Here is a 16137-nt window from a genome sequence, read left to right on the forward strand (position 1 = left end):
GCCCACAGCTGAGCGGGTACCCGGGCCTGCTGGGCCCGTTCAGGACGCGATGCGGTCCCACACCGCGTCGGCGGACCGCAGGGTGTCCTCGAGCGATCCGGTCGCGTCGACGACGTGGTCGGCGAGGGCGAGCCGCTCGGCGTCCGACGCCTGGGCCGCCACACGTCGCTCGGCCTCGTCACGCGGCATGCCCCGGTGCTCGACGAGTCGTCCGACCCGCTGCGCCGCAGGGGCGTCCACGACGACGACCGCGTCGAACCGGATCGGCCGACTCCCCCGGGCCTCGGCGAGGAGCGGGACGTCGTAGACGACGACGGCTTCCGGATCAGCGGCCTCGGCAGCGTCGAACGCTCCCCGTGCGAGCCGCCACACCTCCGGGTGGGTGATCCCCTCGAGGTCCTTCCGCGCCGAGGCGTCGGAGAAGACGATGCTGCCCAGGGCGGCCCGGTCGAGCGCGCCGTCGGGGGCGAGCACGCCCGTCCCGAACCGTTCCACGACACGGGCGAGCCCGGGGCTGCCCGGAGCGACCGCCTGCCGCGCGAGCCGGTCGGCGTCGACGACGACCGCCCCGTGCTCCGCCCAGCGACGGGAGACGGTGGACTTGCCCGCGGCGATGCCGCCTGTCAGACCGATGATGCGCACCGGTCCAGGTTACCGAGGACGTCGTGGAACGCCGGAAGCCCGGCACCCCCTCAGGGGTACCGGGCTTCCGGGACGTGCGGCCCGCTCGATCAGTTGTTCGAGCTGAGCTTCTCGCGGAGCGCCGCGAGCGAGGCGTCGTCGGCCAGGGTGCCCTGACCGTTCGACTCGCTCGAGAAGGTCGACGAGGACGAGGACGAGCTCGAGGCCGAGGCGGGGAGGTCGAAGCCACCCTTCTCCTCGTCCGCGATGGTCTTCGCGACCTGCGCCTTGTGGGCCTCCCAGCGCGACTGGGCGGCCGCGTACTGGCCCTCCCACTCGGTGCGCTGGGTGTCGTAGCCCTCGAGCCACTCGTTGGTCTCCGGGTCGAAGCCCTCGGGGTACTTGTAGTTGCCCTGGTCGTCGTACTCGGTCGGCATGCCGTAGAGCGCCGGGTCGAACTCGGTGCCCTCCGGGTCCACGCCCTCGTTCGCCTGCTTGAGGCTGAGCGAGATGCGACGACGGTCGAGGTCGATGTCGATGATCTTGACGAAGACCTCGTCACCGACGGAGACGACCTGCTCGGCGAGCTCGACGTGCTTGTTCGAGAGCTCCGAGATGTGGACGAGACCCTCGATGCCGTCGGCGACGCGGACGAAGGCACCGAACGGCACGAGCTTCGTGACCTTGCCCGGTGCGATCTGACCGATCGCGTGGGTGCGGGCGAAGACCTGCCACGGGTCCTCCTGCGTGGCCTTGAGCGAGAGCGACACGCGCTCGCGGTCCAGGTCCACCTCGAGGATCTCGACGGTGACTTCCTGACCGACCTCGACGACCTCGCTGGCGTGCTCGATGTGCTTCCAGGAGAGCTCGGAGACGTGGACGAGACCGTCGACGCCGCCCAGGTCGACGAACGCACCGAAGTTGACGATCGACGACACGATGCCCTTGCGGACCTGGCCCTTGTGGAGGTTGTTGAGGAAGGTGGTGCGCGACTCGGACTGCGTCTGCTCGAGCAGGGCGCGGCGCGAGAGGACCACGTTGTTGCGGTTCTTGTCGAGCTCCAGGATCTTCGCCTCGAGCTCCTGGCCCAGGTACGGGGTCAGGTCGCGGACGCGACGCAGCTCGATGAGCGAGGCCGGGAGGAAGCCACGGAGGCCGATGTCGACGATGAGACCGCCCTTGACGACCTCGATGACCGTGCCGGTCACGACGCCGTCGGACTCCTTGATCTTCTCGACGTCGCCCCACGCACGCTCGTACTGCGCACGCTTCTTCGACAGGATGAGGCGGCCTTCCTTGTCCTCCTTCTGGAGGACCAGGGCCTCGACCTCGTCGCCGACCTCGACGACCTCGTTGGGGTCGACGTCGTGCTTGATCGAGAGCTCGCGCGAGGGGATGACACCCTCGGTCTTGTAGCCGACGTCGAGGAGGACCTCGTCGCGGTCGATCTTCACGACGGTTCCGGAGATCAGATCGCCGTCGTTGAAGAACTTGAGGGTCTTCTCGACCTCGGCCAGGAAGTCATCAGCCGAGCCGATGTCGTTGATGGCGACCTGCTTGGGAGCCTTGGTCGTGGTGGTTGTCATGTAGAGATTGCTCCGAACGGACATGAGTCGGGCCGTGACGGCGAGGGAGCGACCCCCTGGTCCGCACCGAACGTCGGTGCGAGCCGTCATGGCAGTGGTTGGTTGGCGCGGATTGCGCCGATTGAGTCTAGCCGCAGGGCCGCGGGCCCCACAACCGGGCGTGTCGCGTGTCGCGGGGTGACCGGAGGACGGACGGGAGGCACGCGGCGACCCCGCCACGCGCCTCCCGTCCGTCGACCCGTCACGCCGTCAGTCGAGCAGCGCGCTCCGGAGCGTGTCCAGGCCGACCCCGCCGAGTGCGAGCGCCCGGTGGTGGAAGGCCTTCAGGTCGAACGCAGCGCCCTCGCGTGCGGCCAGCTCGTCGCGGATCGACTCCCAGACGCGCTGCCCGACCTTGTAGGACGGCGCCTGCCCCGGCCACCCGAAGTACCGGGCGACCTCGAACTGCACGAACTCCGGCGCCATGTTGACGTTCCGGCCCATGAAGTCGAGCGCGTACTCCCACGTCCAGCCACCGCCGTCGGGGTTGGTCTTCTGCAGGTGCACACCGATGTCGAGCACCACGCGGGCCGCCCGCATCCGCTGGCCGTCGAGCATGCCGAGGCGGTCCCCGTCGTCGTCGAGGAACCCGAGCTGCTCCATGAGCCGCTCGGCGTAGAGGGCCCAGCCCTCGACGTGCCCGGACGGTCCGGCCAGCTGCCGACGCCACGTGTTGAGCTCCCCGCGGTTGTAGACCGCCTGGCTGATCTGCAGGTGGTGACCGGGCACGCCCTCGTGGTAGACCGTCGTCTTCTCACGCCACGTGCCGAACTCCGTGACGCCCTGCGGCACCGACCACCACATCCTGCCCGCACGCGAGAAGTCGTCGGAGGGGCCGGTGTAGTAGATCCCACCCTCCTGCGTCGGGGCGATCCGGCACTCCAGGCGCTTGATCGGGTCGGCGATGTCGAAGTACTCCCCGTCCATCGCGCGGATCGACGCGTCACTGGTCTCCTGCATCCACCGCTGCAGGGCGTCGGTGCCGTGCAGGATGCGGGCGGGGTCGGCGTCGAGGACCTCGATCGCGCGCGCCACCGAGGCGCCGGACTCGATGCGGTCCGCGATGCGCTCCTGCTCGTCGCGCATCCGGGCGAGCTCCTCGATGCCCCACTCGTACGTCTCGTCGAGGTCGACGACGGCACCCAGGAAGCGTCGGGAGTGCAGCTCGTAGTCCTCGCGACCGACCGCGTCGACCGGGGTCGCCAGGGGCAGCAGCTCGTGCTCGAGGAAGCCGCCGAACGACCGGTACGCGGCCGCCGCGACCTCGGCGCCGCGTACCAGCTCGCCGCGGAGCGACTCGGGCAGCGGCGCCCCGCCCTCGAGCGCGGCGCCGTCGACGAGCTGGCGGAAGAACCCGTCCTCGGCACCGTTGCGCGCGGCCTGCTCAGCGATGAGTGCGACCTGGCGCGCGGCGGGCGTGACCTGCTCGCGCGTGCCCTGCAGCAGGGTCTCGCGGTAGCCCTCCAGGGCGTCCGGCAGCGCGTGCAGGCGCCCCGCGACGTCCTGCCAGTCGTCGGTGGTCGCGGTCGGCATCAGGTCGAGGACGTCGCGGAACTCCTGCGCGGGGCTCGCGATCACGTTGAGGTCCCGCAGGTGCAGCTTCCGCTCGTGCGACTCCACGACCAGGTCGAGCTCCGCTCCGAGGTCGGTCTTCGTCACCCGGTCGACGTCGTCCGTCGACTCGGCGGCGTCGAGGGCCCGGCGCGCGGAACGTGCGGCGTCGGCGAGGGCGTCGGCGCCGACGGGCGAGGTGTCGCCGTAGCCGTCGGTGCGCCCGGGGACCCCGATGTACGTGGCGACGGTCGGGTCGAGGTCGACGAGGGTGGACACCCAGTCCTCGGCGACGCGGTCGACGGCGGACGGCTGGCGGACGGGTCGGTCTTCGCTCATGCCCCGACCCTATCGAGCGCCTCGGCGCGCGCCGGGTACCGATCCGCGCACGGGAGGTCGATCCGCGCGTGGGACGCCGTTCCTTCCTGCCTCCGACGCGCGGTTCGGCATCCCAGGTCACGTGTGATGGGCAGGAACGCTCACCACGCTGGCTGCACGTCACCACGAACGGACGGGAGGCACGGTGCCAGCCGGCACCGCGCCTCCCGTCCGTGACGTGGCCGCGTCGCGACCGACCGCTGTCAGTGCGCCGCGGACTCCCAGTTCGGGCCGACGCCGACCGACACGTCGAGCGGGACGCTCAGCTCGGCAGCCGCGCCCATCCGGGTGCGCAGGATCTCCTCGACGCGCTCCTGCTCGCCGGGAGCGACCTCGAGGATGAGCTCGTCGTGCACCTGGAGCAGCAGGTGCGACTCGAGCGATCCCTCGCGGAGGTCCTCGTCGACGCCGAGCATCGCGATCTTCATGATGTCGGCGGCCGACCCCTGGATCGGCGCGTTCAGCGCGGCGCGCTCGGCGTTCTCGCGGAGGACGCGGTTCGGGCTCTTCAGGTCCGGGAACGGACGCCGGCGACCGAAGATCGTCTCGGTGTAGCCGTCCTCACGGGCCTGCTCGACGACGCCCCGGAGGTAGTCGCGCACCGCACCGAAGCGGGCGAAGTACTCGTTCATGAGCGTGCGCGCCTCGGACTGCTCGATGCGGAGCTGCTTCGACAGGCCGAACGGGCTGAGGCCGTAGGCCAGGCCGTACGACATCGCCTTCACCTTCGTGCGCATCTCGGGCGTGACGTCCGCCGGCTCGACCGAGAACACCCGGGCACCGACGAAGCGGTGCAGGTCCTCGCCCTCGTTGAACGCCTGGATGAGCCCCGGGTCGCCGGACAGGTGCGCCATGATGCGCATCTCGATCTGCGAGTAGTCGGCGGTCACGAGCGTCGTGTACGGCTCGGCGACCGCGAAGGCCGACCGGATGCGGCGACCCACGGCGGTCTTGACCGGGATGTTCTGCAGGTTGGGGTCCGTCGACGAGACCCGGCCGGTGCTCGTGCCGGTCTGCTCGTAGCGGGTGTGGATGCGTCCGTCGACGACCGCGGCGTCGAGCGTGTCGACGATCTGCCGGAGCTTCGTGGCGTCGCGGTGCTGCAGCAGCAGTCCGAGGAACGGGTGCGGGTGCTGCTCCTGCAGGTCGGCCAGGCTCGCCGCGTCGGTCGAGAAGCCGGTCTTCGTCTTGCGGGTCTTCGGCATCGCGAGCTCGGTGAACAGGACCTCCTGCAGCTGCTTCGGCGAGCCGAGGTTCACCTCGTGGCCGATCTCGGCGAAGGCCTGCTGCGCGAGCTCGGCGGCGCGCTCCCCCAGGTCGTGCGACAGTCCGGTCAGGACCGGGCGGTCGATACCGACACCGATGGTCTCCATGCCCGCCAGCACCGGGACGAGCGGCAGCTCGATCGTGTCGAGCACCCGCAGCGAGGACTCGTCGACGCGGGAGCGCAGCGCGGTGTCGACCCGCAGGACGTACCAGGCGTGCACGCCGACGTTGACCGGTTCGCTCTCGGGGACGAGCTGGTTCGGGTCGGCGGTCGGCAGCTCCTCGCCGAGTTCCTGGTACACGAGGTCGGCGAGGGGCTGCCCCTGCTTGCCCGGCTGCGCGAGCCACCCGGTGATGCGGGCGTCCCCGGCGATGCCCCGCACCGTGATGCCGACCGTGCCGAGCGCCTTGATGGCGGCCTTGGCGTCGTGGAAGTGCTTCGGGGCGTCGGAGGCGAACCACGCGGCGAGCTGCTCGTAGTCCTTCGCGCCGCTGCCGCCGGGCACCAGGACGGCGTCGTCGTGGGTCGCGATGCCGATCGCGCTGAGCCGGCCGTCGATGACCTCGACCGCGACGCCGAACCCGTTCTCGGCGTCGTTCGCACCCTTGCGCTCGAGCCAGTACCCGAGCTCTTCGTCGATGACCGTGGTGACCTTCGGCGGGGTCGGCGCGCCGCTGTCGACCGAGCCGGGAGCATCGCTCGCCTCGCTCGGCTCACCGGTACCGGCGACCTTGAAGACCCGGTCGAGCAGCGTGCGGAACTGCAGCTTGGCGAAGAGGTCGCGGACGGCCTGCTCGTCCAGCGGGCGGAGGGCGACGTCGGCCGGTCCGACGGGCAGCTCGACGTCGTTCACGAGCCGGTTCAGCCTGCGGTTCCGGATCGCCCGGTCCTTCTGCTCGCGGAGGTTGTTCCCGACGACGCCCTTGATCTCGTCGGCGTGCTCGAGGACACCGTCGAGGGAGCCGTACGCGGTCACCCACTTGACCGCGGTCTTCTCGCCGACCTTGTCGATGCCGATCAGGTTGTCGCTGGTCTCCCCCACGAGCGCCGCGATGTCCGGGTACTGGTGCGGCTCGATGCCGTACCGCTCGTACACCTTGTCGCGGTCGTAGCGCGTGAGCTCGGAGACGCCGCGGACCGACGGGTACAGCAGCGTGACGTCGTCGTTGACGAGCTGGATCGAGTCGCGGTCACCCGAGACCACGTACACCTGGTACCCCTGCTCGGCACCCTGTCGCGCGAAGGTGGCGAGGATGTCGTCGGCCTCGTAGTCCTCCTTCGTCACCGTCGTGATGCCCATCGCCTCGAGCGCCTGCTGCAGGAGCGGGATCTGGCCCTTGAACTCGGGCGGGGTCTCCGAGCGGGTGCCCTTGTAGTCCTCGTACTCGCGGGTGCGGAAGGAGAAGCGGGAGATGTCGAACGCGACCGCCAGGTGGGTCGGCTTCTCGCGCTGCAGGAGCATGAGCAGCATCGAGATGAAGCCGTGGATGGCGTTCGTGTGCTGCCCCTCGCGGTTCACGAAGCTGTCGACCGGCAGTGCGTAGAAGGCCCGGAAGGCGAGCGAGTGGCCGTCGATGACCATGAGGGTAGGCTTTGCGGAGTCCGACACCCGGACAGCCTACCGACGCCATCCGACACGGGAGTCCGCGAGCGTGACCGACGACGTGACCCACGAACCGACCGCCTCCGGAGCCGTCGACGAGCGACTCTCCGACCGCGGCACGGGCGAGCTCGCCACGAAGATGGGCATGGAGATCACCGAGCTGAGCGCGGAGCGTGCCGTCGGGTCGATCCCGGTCGAGGGCAACCGCCAGCCGGTCGGGCTGCTGCACGGCGGAGCGTACGTCGTGCTCGCCGAGAGCCTCGGGTCGATGGCTGCGAACGTGCACGCCGGGCCCGGCCGCTACGCGGTCGGCATCGAGCTCAGTGCGTCGCACTCCCGCAGTGCGACGAGCGGCCGGGTCACGGGGACCTGCACGGCGATCCACCTCGGCGGCACGCTCACCACGCACGAGATCGTGCTCACCGACGACGAGGGCCGACGCTGCTCCACCGTGCGGATCACGAACATGATCCGCGAGCGGCGCTAGCGGTTCAGTCCTCGGGCGGTCGCTGCAGCAGCAGGCGGGCATCGCCGAACCCGAGCCGACGGTAGAGCGTCTCACCGGCGACGCTGGAGTGCACCGCGGTGCGCTCCGCGCCGAGTTCGTCGGCGATGTCGAGCAGGGCCGTGACCAGGCGTGCGGCGACGCCCCCGCCGCGCAGGTCGGGGTGCACGTACACGGTCTGCAACTCGGCGGTCACGCGTCCGCGCGGCCGGTGCGGCGCCGGCGGCCGCGGGTGCACGGCGAGCCACGCCATCCCCAGCACCTCCCCGACGCGCTCCGCGACCACGCACCGGTGCGAGTCGGCGTGCTCGGCGGCGAAGGCCGACATTGCCTCGCGGTACTCGTCGGGCGTCACCGTGGGCACGGCGCCGTCCTCCTCGACGCTCCACCGCCAACGCAGATCGGCCACCGTCGGCATGTCCTCCGGCCGGGAGGCACGGATCACCACGTCGTCCATGCCCCCACCCTGCCACGTGGCGCGGCTGCGGCGGGTCCGACCCGCGCCTCCCGTCCGGCGCTCTGCCGCGGCCCTGCCGCTGCACGCGGTCTCCGACACGGAACGCGTCGTTCGACAGGTGCGGTGTCGCACGATGCGCGCGTACCCGGTGCAGGCGCATCGTCCGACGTTGCACGTGACGATCGACCGGCGTGATGTCGGCCGGTACCCGTACACCGACGTCCGCGGGGTCCGGAACGCGGAGAGCGCCGCCGGACGGTGTCCGGCGGCGCTCTCCGCGTGAGCGAGCGGTTGCTCGTTACTTCTTGGCGCTGAGCTGCTCGATGATCGCCTTCGCGACGTCGTGCATCGTCAGACGACGGTCCATCGATGCCTTCTGGATCCAGCGGAACGCCTCGGGCTCGGTGAGGCCCATCTTCTCGTTGAGCAGGCCCTTGGCGCGGTCGACGAGCTTGCGGGTCTCGAACCGCTCGACGAGGTCGGCGACCTCGGCCTCGAGCGTGATGATCTGCTGGTGCCGCGAGAGGGCGATCTCGATCGCGGGGAGCAGGTCGTTCGGGGTGAAGGGCTTCACGACGTAGGCCAGGGCACCGGCTTCGGTCGCGCGCTCGACGAGGTCCTTCTGGCTGAACGCCGTGAGGAGGACCACCGGAGCGATGTGGTTCTTGGAGAGCTTCTCGGCAGCGGAGATGCCGTCGAGCTGGGGCATCTTGACGTCCATGACGACGAGGTCCGGGCGCAGGTCGGTCGCGAGCTGGACGGCGGTCTCACCGTCGCCGGCTTCCCCGACCACGTCGAACCCGTTGTCGCGGAGGATCTCGACGATGTCGAGACGGATGAGCGACTCGTCCTCGGCGACGACGACGCGACGCGGTGCTGCGGGGGTTGCTTCTGTGTCACTCACGACCGAGAGCCTACTAGACGGAGCGCGTGGCTTCCGTCAGCTGTGGATGCGCGGTTCGACGAACTTCTGTACGAGTGGCGGGACGCTCGGTGTGCCCAGCCCCGCACGCCGTGAGCGACCTTGTACGCCAGCCCCGCACGCCGTGAGCGACCTTGTACGAGTGGCGGGACGCTCGGTGCGCCCAGCCCCGCACGCCGTGAGCGACCTCGTACGAGTGGCGGGACGCTCGGTGCGCCCGGCCCCGCACGCCGTGAGCGACCTTGTACGAGTGGCGGGACTCGAACCCGCACGCCGTGAGGCAGAGCATTTTGAGTGCCCCGTGTCTACCGTTCCACCACACTCGCGAGGGCTCCAGGCTAGCAGGGCCCGGCCCCGCCCCCGGTCCTCACACCGGGGCGAGCGGTTGCAGCGCTCCCTCGGGCAGCTCGACCCGGACGGCGTCGCCCGCGCGGACGATGCCCCCCGTCACGACGACGCCCATCACGCCGCCCTTGCGCTCCACGGTGCCGTCCTCCGCTCGGCCGAGGACCGCGCGCAGCAGCCCCGGGTCGAAGTCGTTGATCTGCTGGCACGGGTTCCGGAGCCCGGTCACGCGCACACAGGCCGCGTCACCGAGGTGGAGCAGGGCCCCGGTCGGCAGTCCGAGCAGGTCGACGCCGCGGGTCGTGACGTTCTCCCCCATGTCCCCCGGCACGACGGTGTGCCCGGAGGCGGCGACCTCGTCGAACACCTCGGCGTGGAGCAGGTGGACCTGCCGCAGGTTCGGCTGTGACGGGTCCCTGGCGACGCGGGAGCGGTGCTGCACGGTCGTCCCGGCGTGCGCGTCGCCGTCGACGCCCCACCCCGCGACGAGGGTGATCTCCTCGACGACGGGCTTGCTGAAGCGGTGCTCGGCGTCGCGGCTCACCGCGACGATCCGTCCGTTCTCCTGATGAGCGCTCACGTCCCCATCGTGGCAGACACCGGGGCCGGAGCGACACCCCGGTCCGCGCCCGACCCGGGGTCGACGGCGCGGGTCGCGCGGGGCAGGCGGAGCACGAACCGCGCGCCGCCGAGCGTCCCGTCGTCGTCGTGGACGAGCGTGCCTCCGTGGGCGACCGCGATGCCGCGGGCGATCGGCAGGCCGAGTCCGGCACCACCCGACCGGACGTCCCGCGACTCCCCCAGTCGGACGAGCCGGTCGAACACGCGCTCCCGGTCGTCGACGGGGATGCCGGGCCCGTCGTCCTCGACCACGAGCGTCGCCTCGTCGGCGTCCGTGCCGAGGGTCAGCCGCACCGTCCCCGTCCCGCCCGTGGCCCGCGCCGCGTTGTCGACGAGGTTGCCGAGCACCTGCGCGAGTCGGTCGGCGTCGACCTCGACCGGGACGGGCTCGGTCGGGAGTGCGGGGTGCAGGGTGATCCCCGGCAGCCGGAGCTCGAGTCGGTCGACCTCGGCGCGCAGCCACGGGACGAGGTCGGTCGGCCGCCGGTCGAGCGCGATCCCCCGGTCGAGTCGCGCCATCGTGAGCATGTCGTCGACGAGGCGCGCCGCGCGGTCGGCCTGGCGGACGACGTGCACCGCGAGCACCTCGGTCGTCGCCGGGTCGTCGCCACCGCTCCGGACCAGCGTGTCCGCCGCCGCGCGGACGCCGGCGACGGGCGTGCGGAGCTCGTGTGCGGCGTCCGACAGGAAGCCCCGGACCCGTTCCTCAGCGGCCACGGCCTGCGCTTCGGCGCCCTCGACGGCGTCGAGCATCTCGTCGAACGCGGCGGCGACGCGGCCGATCTCGGTGTCCGTCCTGGCAGGGCGCAACCGCCGACCACGGTCACCGTCGGCGATCGATCGGGCCGTCGCGGTGACCTCGTCGAGCGGACGCAGCGCGCGACGCACGACCAGGACCACTCCGACCACGGCGACACCCAGGAACACCGCGGACGCACCGCCCATCACCCAGCCGAGCTGCGTCAGGGTCTCCTGCACGTCGCGGGTGCCGGCGGTCAGCGTGATGCGTGTGCCGTCGTCGAGGACGGACCGGAGTGTGAGCACGCCGTCGTCCTCACTGGCACGCGACGACACCACCGTCGCACCGGAGGACGCCGATGCACCGGCGTCGGCAGCCCCGGTCGAGCCGCTGGAGGACGACCGGTCGCGCGGCGCCGGACCCGGGAGCTGCCCGGGGTCGGGCGGTCCGGAGCGCAGCTGGTCGGGTGTCGGCCCTGCCTCGACCGCGGCGCCGTCGGGCTGCACGATCCGCACCGAGAGGCCCTGCGCCGACAAGCGGTCGGCGAGGTCGTCCGCGTCGAGCACCCCCACGAGTGCGGCAGCGGCGGCAGCCCGGTCCCGCAGTCGGTCCTCGACCTGTGCACGCAGTCGCGCGCCGAGCACCGCCTCGACCGCGACGACGAGCCCGGCCAGCAGCACCGCGAGCAGCACGAGCACCGCGACCACGGTCCGCAGTCGCAGCGAGGACGTGCGCAGCCGTCGGTCGACCGCGGTCACGCCGCGCCCCGGTCGACGGAGAGCCGGTACCCGAGCCCGCGGACCGTGTGCACGAGCCGGGGACCGTGCACCTCCATCTTGCGGCGGAGTGCGCTGAGGTGGACCTCGACCAGGTTCGGCGCGATGTCCTCGTAGCCCCACACCTGCGTCGTGATCTGCCCCTTGGAGACGGTCCGGCCACGGCTCTCGGCGAGGAACCGCAGCAGCCGGAACTCGGTGGCCGTCAGGTCGAGCAGGACGCCGGCGCGTCGCACGGTCGCGCCCTCCGGGTCGAGCACGAGGTCGCCGACCTCGATCACCGACGGGACCCGACCGCGGCGGCGGAGCACGGCCGTGACGCGAGCCACGAGCTCGGCCATCGCGAACGGCTTCACCACGTAGTCGTCGGCCCCCTCGGCGAAGCCGCGCAGCCGGTCGTCGAGCTCGTCGCGGGCGGTCATCATCACGACGGCGGCGTCCGACCGCGTCCGGATCCGTGCCGCGAGCAGGATGCCGCTCGGTCCGGGCAGCATCCAGTCCAGCAGGACGAGGTCGGGAGCGGCGCGGTCGAGGTCCTCGGCGATCGCCCGGCCGTCGGTGGCCTCGGTCACGACGAACCCCTCGGCGCGCAGGGTCGCGGCCACGGCGGTGCGGAGGGAGTCGTCGTCCTCGACCACCAGGACACGTGCGGGTGCGTTCACGGCGGACACGGTAGGTGGGCACTGCCCGCAAGCAGCATGGAGGACGCTGGACGAAGCCTGTGCTTCAGTCCTGCTTCAGGTTCGAGCTCGACCGTCGTCCTCGTCGCCGGACCGCCCCGGTCCGCCGACACCGACACGGAAGGCACACCATGCAGGACGAACGACACGACCAGCCCGTCACCGCGCCCGACCGCCGTCGGCGCACCCTGCGTCGCGTGGGGATCGGTTCCGCGGCCGCCGCGGCGCTGCTCCTCGGCGGGCTCGGCGTCACCGCTGCCGTCGCGGACGGCTCCGGCGCACCGAGTGCCACGAGCGCACCGACGGGAGCGCCGAGCGGCGCACCGAGTGGTGCACCCTCCGGTGCTCCCACTCCGGGCACGAAGGGTGCCCCCGGTCCCGGCGCGAAGGGCGCGGAGGGCGCCGCTCCGGCTCCGGGCTGCGTGGCAGCTCCGCCCGCGGCCGGCGACGCCCCGAAGCCGAAGGACGGCGCCGTCCCCGCCCCGCCGGAGGGCGCGGACGCCCCGAAGCCGCCCACGGGCTCCGACGCGCCGAAGCCGGAGGAGAGCGACGCACCCACGCCGCCGAAGGGCACGGACGCCCCGGAGCCGCCGCAGCCGGACCGGGACGGCGGCACGGACGGCTCCGCCACCCCGGCACCGACCTCCGGGTCCTGAGCGGGACGACCCGGTGCGGGAGGCGCGCGTCGTCGGCCGGACGGTCGACGCGTGGCGTGCCTCCCGGCCGGGCCGGGTCGCCCGTCACGATCCGTCGAGCGCCTCGATCGCAGCCACCAGGGCCGACCGACGCGGCGACCGCGGCGGCAGGACCGCGAGCAGCGCGCGCAGCACCTGCGCGTCGGCGGCGCCGTCCGCCGTCCGCGCCCACGCCTGGAGCGCCTCGACGCCACCGTCGGCGACGAGCGCCTCACGGAACCGCGTCCTGACCCGGTCGCGCAGGTCGTCGACGCCCGGCGAGACGGAACCGGGCAGGACCGGGCCGACGTACCGGTCGACGGCCTGGAGGCGCGCCCCGCGGTCGAGCGCGGACAGGACGGAGTCGACGTCCGTCCGCAGCCCCTGGAGTCGGTACGGTCGCGAGGTCACCGTCGCACCGGGGGCGTGCGCCGCGAGCACGCGACGCAGGCGCACCACCTCGGCACGGAGCGTGGTGACGGCACCGCGGTCGCCGTACACGGCGACCGCCAGGTCCGCCGCCGCGAGGCCGCCGGGCGTCGATGCGAGCACCGCGAGGATCTCCGAGTGCCGTTCCGACAGCCGGACCGTGCGCCCGTCGGAGGTCAGTGTCGCGGTGTCCGAGCCGAGGAGGGCCAGTCCGACGGCCGGACACGGCGCACCGCGGCCGCGTCCACGGGGCACGTCCCCGGTCGGTCCGGGGGTGCGGATGCCCTGCACCGCCCGGAGTGCCAGTTCCGCCTCGGCCACCGCGGCCGTGGCGACGAGGAGCGGCAGGGTGTGGCGTTCGACCGCGCGCGCATCGCCGGTGATGTCGAGCGCCCCGACGACGGCGCCGGTCGGGTCGTGGAGCGGCACCGCCGTGCACGAGAAGGCCTTGACGGCGGTCGCCCAGTGCTCGTCCGCGTGGATCTGCACCGCCCGGTCGAGCCGCAGGGCCGTACCGGGCGCGCTCGTGCCGGCGCGCTCCTCCGCCCAGTCCGCACCCGGCAGGAAGCCCATGTCCTCGGCTGCGCTGCGGGCGGGACGCGCGCCGTCGACCCAGACGAGACGCCCGGCGGCGTCGGTGACGGCGACGACGCACCCCGCGGACCGCACGTCGTCGAGCAGCAGCCGCCGCACCACGGGCAGTGCCGTCCCGAGCGGCCCGTGGCGGCGGAGCGCGTCGAGCTCGTCGGGCCCCAGCGCCAGCGACGGCCGGTCGTCCGGGTCGACCCGGGCACAACGACGCCAGGACGCGGCGACGAGCGGACGCAGCCCCGCGGGTGCGCGCATCGGGCCTCCTCGTGACGAGACGTCCGCCGCGTCGTCGCGGTCGACGGGGCCAGCCTACGTCCGGTGGTCCGCGGGGACCAGACCGAGGTCGTCGAGCTCGTCGTCGGTGAGCATGCGCGACCGCGTGAGGAACCGCTTGCCCTCCGGCACCTCGAGCGAGAAGCCCGCGCCCCGACCGTCGACCACGTCGATCGTCAGGTGCGTGTACTTCCAGTACTCGAACTGCGCGCGTGACATCCAGACCTCGACGGGTCCGGTGCCGTCGACGTCGAGCGCACCGAGGAGCACGTCGGCCGGCCCCGTCCGGAACATCCCGACCGGGTAGCACATCGGGCTCGACCCGTCGCAGCAGCCGCCGGACTGGTGGAACATGAGCGGCCCGTGCCGAGCGGCGAGGGAGCGCAGGAGCTCCCCCGCAGCCGGCGTCACCGCGACGCGCGCCGCGGCCGGGCGGTCCGGGTCGGGCATCAGAAGAAGCCCATCGGACCGTCGGCGTACGACACGAGCAGGTTCTTCGTCTGCTGGTAGTGCTCGAGCATCATCTTGTGGTTCTCGCGGCCGATGCCGGACTGCTTGTACCCGCCGAACGCCGCTCCGGCCGGGTACTGGTGGTAGGTGTTCGACCACACGCGACCGGCCTGGATGTCGCGCCCGGCGCGGTAGAGCGTCGTCGCCTCGCGGCTCCAGACCCCGGCACCCAGTCCGTAGAGGGAGTCGTTGGCGATCCGGATGGCGTCGTCGTAGCCGTCGAAGCTGGTGAGCGCGAGCACGGGGCCGAAGATCTCCTCCTGGAAGATGCGCATGGCGTTGTCGCCCTCGAAGACGGTGGGCTGCACGTAGTAGCCGCCGGACAGGTCACCGCCGAGGTCCGCCCGCTCGCCGCCCGTCAGCAGCTTCGCCCCCTCCTGCTTCCCGATGTCGATGTAGCTCAGGATCTTCTCGAGCTGGTCGTTCGACGCCTGCGCGCCGATCATCGTCGCCGGGTCCAGCGGGTGTCCCTGCTTGACCGCGCGCACCCGGTCGAGCCCGTCCGCGACGAACCCGTCGTAGATCTCGCGCGCCACCAACGCCCGGGACGGGCACGTGCAGACCTCGCCCTGGTTGAGGTTGAAGAACGCGAACCCCTCGAGGGCCTTGTCGTAGAAGGAGTCCCGCTCCTGCGCGACGTCGGCGAAGAACACGTTCGGGCTCTTCCCGCCGAGCTCGAGCGTCACCGGGATCAGGTTCTGCGAGGCGTACTGCATGATGAGCCGGCCGGTGGTGGTCTCCCCCGTGAAGGCGACCTTGCGGATGTCCGGGTGCTGGGCGAGCGGCGCGCCGACCTCGATGCCGAACCCGTTCACGACGTTGAGGACCCCGGCGGGCACGAGGTCGCGGATCAGTTCCACCAGCACGTGGATCGATGCCGGCGTCTGCTCCGCGGGCTTGAGCACGACGCAGTTGCCGGCGGCGAGGGCCGGCGCGAGCTTCCACACCGCCATGAGGATCGGGAAGTTCCACGGGATGATCTGCCCGACGACGCCGAGCGGTTCGTGGAAGTGGTAGGCGACGGTGTCGTGGTCGATCTCCCCCGTCGAGCCCTCCTGCGCGCGGATCGCCCCGGCGAAGTAGCGGAAGTGGTCGACGGCGAGCGGGATGTCCGCGCCGAGGGTCTCGCGGATCGGCTTGCCGTTCTCCCAGGTCTCGGCGACCGCGAGCTCCTCGAGGTGCGCCTCCATCCGGTCGGCGATCCGGTTGAGGATGCCGGCGCGCTCGGCGACGCTCGTGCGCGACCAGGCGGGGAAGGCCCTCCAGGCGGCCTCCACCGCCCGGTCAACGTCGGTCGAGTCCCCCCGGGCGACCTCGGTGAAGACCCTGCCCGTCACCGGCGTGGGGTTCTCGAAGTACCGGCCGCCGGCGGGCGGGACGTACTCGCCGCCGATGAAGTGGTCGTACCGGGAACGGTAGGAGACGAGCGCCCCGTCCTCGCCGGGTGCGGCGTAGGTCGATGGCGATGCTGCGATGGTCATGGTGGACACCTTTCGACGACGCTGTCGGTGGCGCTGGTCCAGCACCTGCGGCGACGGTACGACGCCGGGGGTTGCAAGCGGTTGCGCCG

The 16137-nt window shown here is 72.1% G+C and carries 14 protein-coding genes and 1 tRNA gene; 2 read left to right on the plus strand and 13 right to left on the minus strand.

Features of this window, described 5'->3' with window-relative positions; translation table 11 throughout:
* Positions 1-39: 39 nt before the first annotated feature.
* The 4 genes from coaE to polA all read right to left on the minus strand — a co-directional run bounded on the left by coaE (position 40) and on the right by polA (position 7051).
* Positions 40-642 (minus strand): dephospho-CoA kinase, encoded by a 603-nt coding sequence (coaE, locus tag NI26_RS08520; RefSeq protein ID WP_066654460.1) that lies wholly within the window; start codon positions 640-642, stop codon positions 40-42.
* A gap of 89 nt (positions 643-731) precedes the next feature.
* A complete protein-coding gene (gene rpsA / locus NI26_RS08525; RefSeq protein ID WP_066654468.1) occupies positions 732-2207 on the minus strand; it encodes a 30S ribosomal protein S1 in 1476 nt (491 codons plus the stop codon).
* A 249-nt stretch (positions 2208-2456) separates the two neighbouring features.
* Positions 2457-4136, minus strand: a complete 1680-nt coding sequence (locus tag NI26_RS08530; RefSeq protein WP_066654471.1) for a DUF885 domain-containing protein — start codon at positions 4134-4136, stop codon at positions 2457-2459.
* A gap of 242 nt (positions 4137-4378) precedes the next feature.
* Positions 4379-7051 (minus strand): DNA polymerase I, encoded by a 2673-nt coding sequence (polA, locus tag NI26_RS08535; protein WP_066654473.1) that lies wholly within the window; start codon positions 7049-7051, stop codon positions 4379-4381.
* A gap of 55 nt (positions 7052-7106) precedes the next feature.
* Here polA and NI26_RS08540 point away from each other — a divergent pair, with 55 nt between their 5' ends.
* Entirely contained in the window at positions 7107-7532 is a 426-nt protein-coding gene (locus NI26_RS08540) for a PaaI family thioesterase (RefSeq protein ID WP_066658268.1), read from the plus strand.
* Between the two features lie 4 nt (positions 7533-7536).
* On the opposite strand, the gene NI26_RS08545 is transcribed toward NI26_RS08540, so the two are convergent.
* The 6 genes from NI26_RS08545 to NI26_RS08575 all read right to left on the minus strand — a co-directional run bounded on the left by NI26_RS08545 (position 7537) and on the right by NI26_RS08575 (position 12072).
* Positions 7537-8007 (minus strand): GNAT family N-acetyltransferase, encoded by a 471-nt coding sequence (locus tag NI26_RS08545; protein WP_066654475.1) that lies wholly within the window; start codon positions 8005-8007, stop codon positions 7537-7539.
* A 298-nt stretch (positions 8008-8305) separates the two neighbouring features.
* The gene (locus tag NI26_RS08555; protein WP_022903868.1) at positions 8306-8911 is read right to left on the minus strand and encodes an ANTAR domain-containing response regulator; all 606 of its coding nucleotides are present in this window, start codon (positions 8909-8911) and stop codon (positions 8306-8308) included.
* Positions 8912-9174: 263 nt separating this feature from the next.
* Positions 9175-9255: transfer RNA gene (locus NI26_RS08560), tRNA-Leu, on the minus strand.
* A gap of 41 nt (positions 9256-9296) precedes the next feature.
* The gene (locus tag NI26_RS08565) at positions 9297-9854 is read right to left on the minus strand and encodes an MOSC domain-containing protein (protein ID WP_066654478.1); all 558 of its coding nucleotides are present in this window, start codon (positions 9852-9854) and stop codon (positions 9297-9299) included.
* Complete coding sequence (locus tag NI26_RS08570; protein ID WP_081984878.1) at positions 9851-11392, minus strand: sensor histidine kinase; 1542 nt, start codon at positions 11390-11392, stop codon at positions 9851-9853. The genes NI26_RS08565 and NI26_RS08570 overlap by 4 nt, the downstream gene beginning before the upstream one ends.
* Complete coding sequence (locus NI26_RS08575; RefSeq protein ID WP_235426333.1) at positions 11389-12072, minus strand: response regulator transcription factor; 684 nt, start codon at positions 12070-12072, stop codon at positions 11389-11391. The genes NI26_RS08570 and NI26_RS08575 overlap by 4 nt, the downstream gene beginning before the upstream one ends.
* A 149-nt stretch (positions 12073-12221) precedes the next feature.
* On the opposite strand from NI26_RS08575, the gene NI26_RS08580 reads away from it, so the two are divergent.
* Positions 12222-12746: a hypothetical protein gene (locus tag NI26_RS08580; protein ID WP_066654482.1), complete on the plus strand. Its 525-nt coding sequence runs from the start codon at positions 12222-12224 to the stop codon at positions 12744-12746.
* A gap of 84 nt (positions 12747-12830) precedes the next feature.
* On the opposite strand, the gene NI26_RS08585 is transcribed toward NI26_RS08580, so the two are convergent.
* From NI26_RS08585 to exaC, 3 genes are read right to left on the minus strand one after another with little or no spacing between them, the layout of a single operon-like run.
* Complete coding sequence (locus NI26_RS08585) at positions 12831-14039, minus strand: GAF domain-containing protein (protein ID WP_066654484.1); 1209 nt, start codon at positions 14037-14039, stop codon at positions 12831-12833.
* 54 nt (positions 14040-14093) lie between these two features.
* Complete coding sequence (locus tag NI26_RS08590) at positions 14094-14507, minus strand: DUF779 domain-containing protein (protein ID WP_066654485.1); 414 nt, start codon at positions 14505-14507, stop codon at positions 14094-14096.
* Positions 14507-16048, minus strand: coding sequence for an acetaldehyde dehydrogenase ExaC (gene exaC, locus NI26_RS08595; protein ID WP_066654488.1), 1542 nt, complete (start codon positions 16046-16048; stop codon positions 14507-14509). Before exaC ends, NI26_RS08590 begins: the two co-directional genes overlap by 1 nt.
* Positions 16049-16137: the final 89 nt, after the last annotated feature.

The sequence above is a fragment of the Curtobacterium sp. MR_MD2014 genome (genome assembly GCF_000772085.1).
Classification (GTDB): domain Bacteria; phylum Actinomycetota; class Actinomycetes; order Actinomycetales; family Microbacteriaceae; genus Curtobacterium.

What these genes read in the sequence shown, in the direction of transcription:
- rpsA (WP_066654468.1), bottom strand. Translation starts at nt 2,207, where the DNA reads ATGACAACCACCACGACCAAGGCTCCCAAGCAGGTCGCCATCAACGAC.
- NI26_RS08530 (WP_066654471.1), bottom strand. Translation starts at nt 4,136, where the DNA reads ATGAGCGAAGACCGACCCGTCCGCCAGCCGTCCGCCGTCGACCGCGTC.
- NI26_RS08545 (WP_066654475.1), bottom strand. Translation starts at nt 8,007, where the DNA reads ATGGACGACGTGGTGATCCGTGCCTCCCGGCCGGAGGACATGCCGACG.
- NI26_RS08580 (WP_066654482.1), top strand. Translation starts at nt 12,222, where the DNA reads ATGCAGGACGAACGACACGACCAGCCCGTCACCGCGCCCGACCGCCGT.
- NI26_RS08585 (WP_066654484.1), bottom strand. Translation starts at nt 14,039, where the DNA reads ATGCGCGCACCCGCGGGGCTGCGTCCGCTCGTCGCCGCGTCCTGGCGT.
- NI26_RS08590 (WP_066654485.1), bottom strand. Translation starts at nt 14,507, where the DNA reads ATGCCCGACCCGGACCGCCCGGCCGCGGCGCGCGTCGCGGTGACGCCG.
- exaC (WP_066654488.1), bottom strand. Translation starts at nt 16,048, where the DNA reads ATGACCATCGCAGCATCGCCATCGACCTACGCCGCACCCGGCGAGGAC.